Raw genomic sequence first — 4,439 nt, 5'->3', positions numbered from 1 at the left:
CCGACCCCGGCCAGGCCGCATCGTCCGACCGGCGGCCGACTACATGGACGTGAAGCTGAGGCGTGAGGTTGCCCAGCTGACCCACGTTCAGCTTCTCCACCGTCCGGCCGAGCGCCGTCCCCACCGCCCGCACGGCCCCGGCCGCCAGCACGACCTCATCGAGCAGCCGCGCCCGGTCATCGCGCGACAGCTCCTCAATCTCTCTGACGTCCTCCACGCGGGGGATCAGCACCAGCCAGGCGAAACGGGCGTCGCCCTGCAGGCGCACGTGGCTCAAAGGAAGGTCGCAGACGGCGTGCGAGGTGGCGACGAAGGCGCGGGCGAGGTCGAAAGCCATTCCTCGCCAATACCCCGTCATCCCGGACGGCCGAAAGGCCGATCCGGACCCCAGGCGCGCGGACGCTGGCTCCCGGCTCTCCGCTTCGCTACGGCCGGGATGACGGGTATGAGGTGGCGCCCGTTTCCGCCCCGGCAGCCCGCATGCGCCTCTTCCACTTCTCCGACGATCCGGACATCCGGCGCTTCGAGCCGCGGCCGGTGGCCGTACCTTCCGAGCGCGGCCCAGGCCGAGACTGGCTGAACGGGCCGCTGGTGTGGGCGATCTCGGAGGAGCGGCAGGCGATGTACCTGTTCCCCCGCGACTGCCCGCGCATCCTGCTCTGGCCGACGCCGCAGACGAGCTCCGAGGACCTCGCCGCCTGGTTCGGCGGGCGCAGCTGGACCACGCTGGCCCACATCGAATGGCGCTGGTTCGAGCGCCTACGCACCGGCCGCCTCTACCGCTACGAGCTGCCTGCCGAGACGTTCGAGGATCTGGACACCGCCGGCATGTGGGTCTCGCGCGGGGCAGTCGATCCGATCGCCCTGGAGGTCATCGACGACCTGCCGGCCGCGCTCGCCGCGCTGGACGTCGAGCTGCGGATCATGCCGACGCTCGCGCCGCTGAAGGACGTCTGGTCGACCACCCTGCACGCCAGCGGCATCCGGCTGCGCAACGCCACCGGATGGGCCGAGGCGGGGGCGCCGACCCCCAGGCTGCTTGCGAGCCCGGAGCCGAGCGGCTAGACCGCCCGCCGACCGATACCGCCCTTCCGCTACGGAGCTAGTTAATGCCTACCAAGACCCCGGTCCGCGTGGCCGTCACCGGCGCGGCCGGCAACATCGGCTACGCCCTGCTGTTCCGCATCGCGTCTGGCGAGATGCTGGGCAAGGACCAGCCGGTCATTCTGCAGCTCATCGAAATCCCCGCCGAGGGCCCGCAGAAGGCGCTCAAGGGCGTGGCGATGGAGCTGGACGACTGCGCATTCCCGCTGCTGCAGGACATCCAGTTGCACGACGACGCGGCGAAGGGCTTCAAGGACGCCAACTGGTGCCTGCTGGTCGGCTCCAAGCCGCGCGGCCCGGGCATGGAGCGCGCCGACCTCCTGAAGGACAACGGCAAGATCTTCATCGCCCAGGGTAAGGCGATCGACGAGAACGCCGCCGACGACGCCCGCATCGCGGTGGTCGGCAACCCCTGCAACACCAACTGCATGATCGCCGCCAGCCAGGCGCGGCGACTGCCCAAGGAGCGGTTCACCGCCATGGTGCGGCTCGATCAGAACCGCGCGGCGGCGCAGCTCGCCAAGAAGGCCGGCGTGCCGGTGACCGACGTCTCCGACATCTTCATCTACGGCAATCACAGCCCGACCATGTTCGCCGACTTCACCCACGCCAAGATCGGCGGCAAGCCGGCCGCGCAGGTGATCGGGGACGAGGCCTGGCTGAAGAACGACTTCCTGCCCACCGTCGGCAAGCGCGGCGCGGCGATCATCGAGGCCCGTGGCCAGAGCTCGGCCGCCTCGGCCGCCAACGCCCTCATCGACCACGTCCGCGACCTGGCGACCCCCGGCGTCGTCCACGCGGTGGCCGTGCCCTCCACGGGCCAGTACGGCTTCGCCGATGGGGTCTGGGCCGGCATGCCGGTGCGCTCCACGGCGAACGGCTACGAAATCGTCACCAGCTATCAGATGGACGAATTCGCGAAGTCGAAGATCGCCATCACCAACGACGAACTGGTCGGCGAGCGCGACACCGTCAAGGAAATGCTGGGCTAAGGGGCTCGGTCGCGTCTTATCCTCCGCTCACCCCGGCGAAAGCCGGGGCCCAGCCTGAGGCGACGCGGACGGCGAGTCCGTCTGAATCCCGGCTTTCGCCTGGATGAGCGGTTTCGAGGGAGCCTATTCGTCCGCGAACTCGGGCGGAGGGATGACGATCTCGTCCGGCTCGTCGAACGCCCGGTCGTCGGCGAATCCGGGGTCCGGGATGGACTCGGGTTCGAAGCGGAGCTCGGCGCCTTCCTCGGCCTGTTCGGCCCGCGGCGGCGGGGCCTCGTCTCGGCGCGCGGTCTCGGGGCGCGGTTCAGGCCCACGGGCCACGACGACGGTGGGCGCGCTGGCCCCCGGCGGCAGGGTCTGCAGAGGCGCGGCCTGGACCGGCCCGCCGGGAACCACCGGCGCGCGGCCGGGCCCGACCTCGATCTGGACCACCTCGTCCGCCTTCAGCCCCAGACCGTCCTCGTCCGGCACGTCGGGCTTGGCGAACAGTCCGAACACCACGCCCAGGACCCCGGCGGCGGCCACGCCCGCCATCAGGATCTTGCCGGCCGGGCTTCCGGCCCCGCGGCGCAGCGTCCGCGCGGGAGATGAGAAGCCGTTATAGACTCCGGCGGGGATGGAGCCTCGCTGGCCTTCGATCGACATTCGTATGTCCTTTGACAAGTCCCGCGGTCGGAATGGGCGAGCCGACTCTGCGGTTGCAAAGGCGCAGGACAGAATTGATCGGCCGGGTGCTAGAAACCCTCCTGGGCCTCCAGCGCCATGTCGTTCAGCTCGGCGGTCCGCTGCTCGTAGATGTTGGCCACGGCGTCGGGCGAGCGGCGCGCCGCCTGCTCGCGGATCGACAGCCAATCGTCCTGCTCGGCGCGCAGGTAGCGGCGCGGAACGCCCGCGGAGACCGCCCGCTCGTAGGCCTGGGCCAGGCGCCGGTCGGCGGCGGCCAGCTGCGGATCGGAACAGACCATCTCCTCCGACCGGCTGCTGGCGTAGCGGCAGTCGAAGCTCGGGCGCGCGCGCGGCCGCGCCGGCTCGGGCTCGGTGCGGGCGGCGAGCTGCGGCGCCTCGCGCGCCGGCTCGGGCCGGGTCGGCGGGGCGGCCGGGCGGGTCGGGGCGATCGCCACCTGCGCCGGCGGACCGAGCCTGGGCGGCGCTTGGGCGGCGGCGCGCGGCGTGACGGGCGCGGGCTGCGGCGAGGCCGCGGCGACCTGCGGCTCGGAGGGCCGCGTCGGCGGCAAGGCCGGTGGAGCCTGGCGCTCGCCCTGCGGTTCGTCGCGCACCATGACCTGCACCTGAGGCAGGGTCGGGGCGTCGGCGATCTGCGGGGCCGGCTGCATCTTGACCGGCTCGCCGATCAGGTCGGGGCGGGCGACGACACCGAGCACGGCGCCCAGCGCGACGGCGCCGGCGACGCCCAGCAGCAGCGTCTTCTTCGATCCTTTGCGTCGCGGCTCGCGGGCCAGCGGCGGGGGCTCTGCCGCTGCGCGCGGCGGCGGCGGCGGCGGCGGGGACGCGGCGGCCTGGCCCGGAGGGGCCAGCTCGAACACCAGCATCCGGTCGCCTTCGGGGTTCTCTTTCGGGATGAATTCGCGAGGTTGGTCGGCCATGGTCGAAGCTGCCTTGATCACCTGGGCCCGGCGGGGGAGGCTCGGGGGTCCATCCCGACGTTGCCGCGGAGCGCCTGAATTGGACCTGAACGCATGAGCCTGGGCCCGACGCTCCACACCGAGCGGCTAATTCTTCGCCCGCCCGAGCCTGTTGACCTCGAGCCCTGGGCCGAATTCGCCGGCGACGCGGAGGCGGCGAAGTTCCTGGGCGGCGCCCAGCCGCCGGAGGCCGCCTGGCGGGTGATGTGCACCATGACCGGCGCCTGGACCGTGGCGGGCTTTTCAATGTTCTCGGTGATCGAGAAGGCCACCGGCCGCTGGGTCGGGCGGCTCGGGCCATGGCGTCCGCTCGGCTGGCCGGGAACGGAGGTCGGCTGGGGCATCGCCCGCGATTTCTGGGGCCGCGGCTACGCCACCGAGGGCGCGGCGGCGGCCATCGACTGGGCGTTTGACGCGCTCGGCTGGAGCGAGGTGATCCATTGCATCGACGCGGCGAACTTCAACTCCCAGGCGGTGGCCAGGAGGCTCGGCTCGACGGTGCTCCGGCAGGCGATGCTGCCGCCGCCGCTCTCGGCGCCGGTGGAGGTCTGGGGGCAGAGCCGCGAGGCCTGGCGGGCGCGCCGCGGGGGGTGACCGGTCGGTCCGCTCAGATCCAGCCCTTCTCCCGGAGCTCGCGCGCGTAGGTCCGGCTGACCGGCGCCTCTGAACCGTCCTTCAGCTTGAGGGTCGCCCGGCCGTC

At 72.2% G+C, this 4,439-nt stretch carries 7 protein-coding genes; 3 read left to right on the top strand and 4 right to left on the bottom strand.

The features are described 5' to 3' along the window. Positions 1–337: HIT domain-containing protein (locus VHK87_RS05220; protein WP_329633837.1), on the bottom strand; the 337-nt coding region annotated here is incomplete at its 3' end. 143 nt (positions 338–480) lie between these two features. On the opposite strand from VHK87_RS05220, the gene VHK87_RS05215 reads away from it, so the two are divergent. Further along, positions 481–1,065 (top strand): DUF6886 family protein, encoded by a 585-nt coding sequence (locus VHK87_RS05215; RefSeq protein WP_329633836.1) that lies wholly within the window; start codon positions 481–483, stop codon positions 1,063–1,065. A gap of 44 nt (positions 1,066–1,109) precedes the next feature. Then, a complete protein-coding gene (locus VHK87_RS05210) occupies positions 1,110–2,096 on the top strand; it encodes a malate dehydrogenase (protein ID WP_329633835.1) in 987 nt (328 codons plus the stop codon). Between the two features lie 123 nt (positions 2,097–2,219). Here VHK87_RS05210 and VHK87_RS05205 read toward each other — a convergent pair whose 3' ends face one another. Both VHK87_RS05205 and VHK87_RS05200 read right to left on the bottom strand, forming a co-directional pair. Beyond that, positions 2,220–2,741 carry a hypothetical protein gene (locus tag VHK87_RS05205; protein ID WP_329633834.1) on the bottom strand — a complete coding sequence of 174 codons (522 nt, stop codon included), beginning with the start codon at positions 2,739–2,741 and terminating at the stop codon, positions 2,220–2,222. Positions 2,742–2,830: 89 nt separating this feature from the next. Next, positions 2,831–3,700: a lysozyme inhibitor LprI family protein gene (locus VHK87_RS05200; RefSeq protein ID WP_329633833.1), complete on the bottom strand. Its 870-nt coding sequence runs from the start codon at positions 3,698–3,700 to the stop codon at positions 2,831–2,833. Positions 3,701–3,793: 93 nt separating this feature from the next. On the opposite strand from VHK87_RS05200, the gene VHK87_RS05195 reads away from it, so the two are divergent. Beyond that, complete coding sequence (locus tag VHK87_RS05195; protein WP_329633832.1) at positions 3,794–4,333, top strand: GNAT family N-acetyltransferase; 540 nt, start codon at positions 3,794–3,796, stop codon at positions 4,331–4,333. A gap of 13 nt (positions 4,334–4,346) precedes the next feature. On the opposite strand, the gene VHK87_RS05190 is transcribed toward VHK87_RS05195, so the two are convergent. Continuing rightward, a partial coding sequence (locus VHK87_RS05190) for a LytTR family transcriptional regulator DNA-binding domain-containing protein (RefSeq protein ID WP_329633838.1) occupies positions 4,347–4,439 on the bottom strand: 93 nt, incomplete at its 5' end.

The sequence above is a fragment of the Phenylobacterium sp. genome (assembly GCF_036263695.1).
In the GTDB taxonomy this organism is placed as follows: Bacteria; Pseudomonadota; Alphaproteobacteria; order Caulobacterales; family Caulobacteraceae; genus Phenylobacterium.
This window is presented reverse-complemented; position numbering and strand designations above follow the sequence as displayed.

Coding starts and splice junctions, on each gene's coding strand:
- VHK87_RS05215 (WP_329633836.1), top strand. CDS start 481: ATGCGCCTCTTCCACTTCTCCGACGATCCGGACATCCGGCGCTTCGAG.
- VHK87_RS05210 (WP_329633835.1), top strand. CDS start 1,110: ATGCCTACCAAGACCCCGGTCCGCGTGGCCGTCACCGGCGCGGCCGGC.
- VHK87_RS05205 (WP_329633834.1), bottom strand. CDS start 2,741: ATGTCGATCGAAGGCCAGCGAGGCTCCATCCCCGCCGGAGTCTATAAC.
- VHK87_RS05200 (WP_329633833.1), bottom strand. CDS start 3,700: ATGGCCGACCAACCTCGCGAATTCATCCCGAAAGAGAACCCCGAAGGC.
- VHK87_RS05195 (WP_329633832.1), top strand. CDS start 3,794: ATGAGCCTGGGCCCGACGCTCCACACCGAGCGGCTAATTCTTCGCCCG.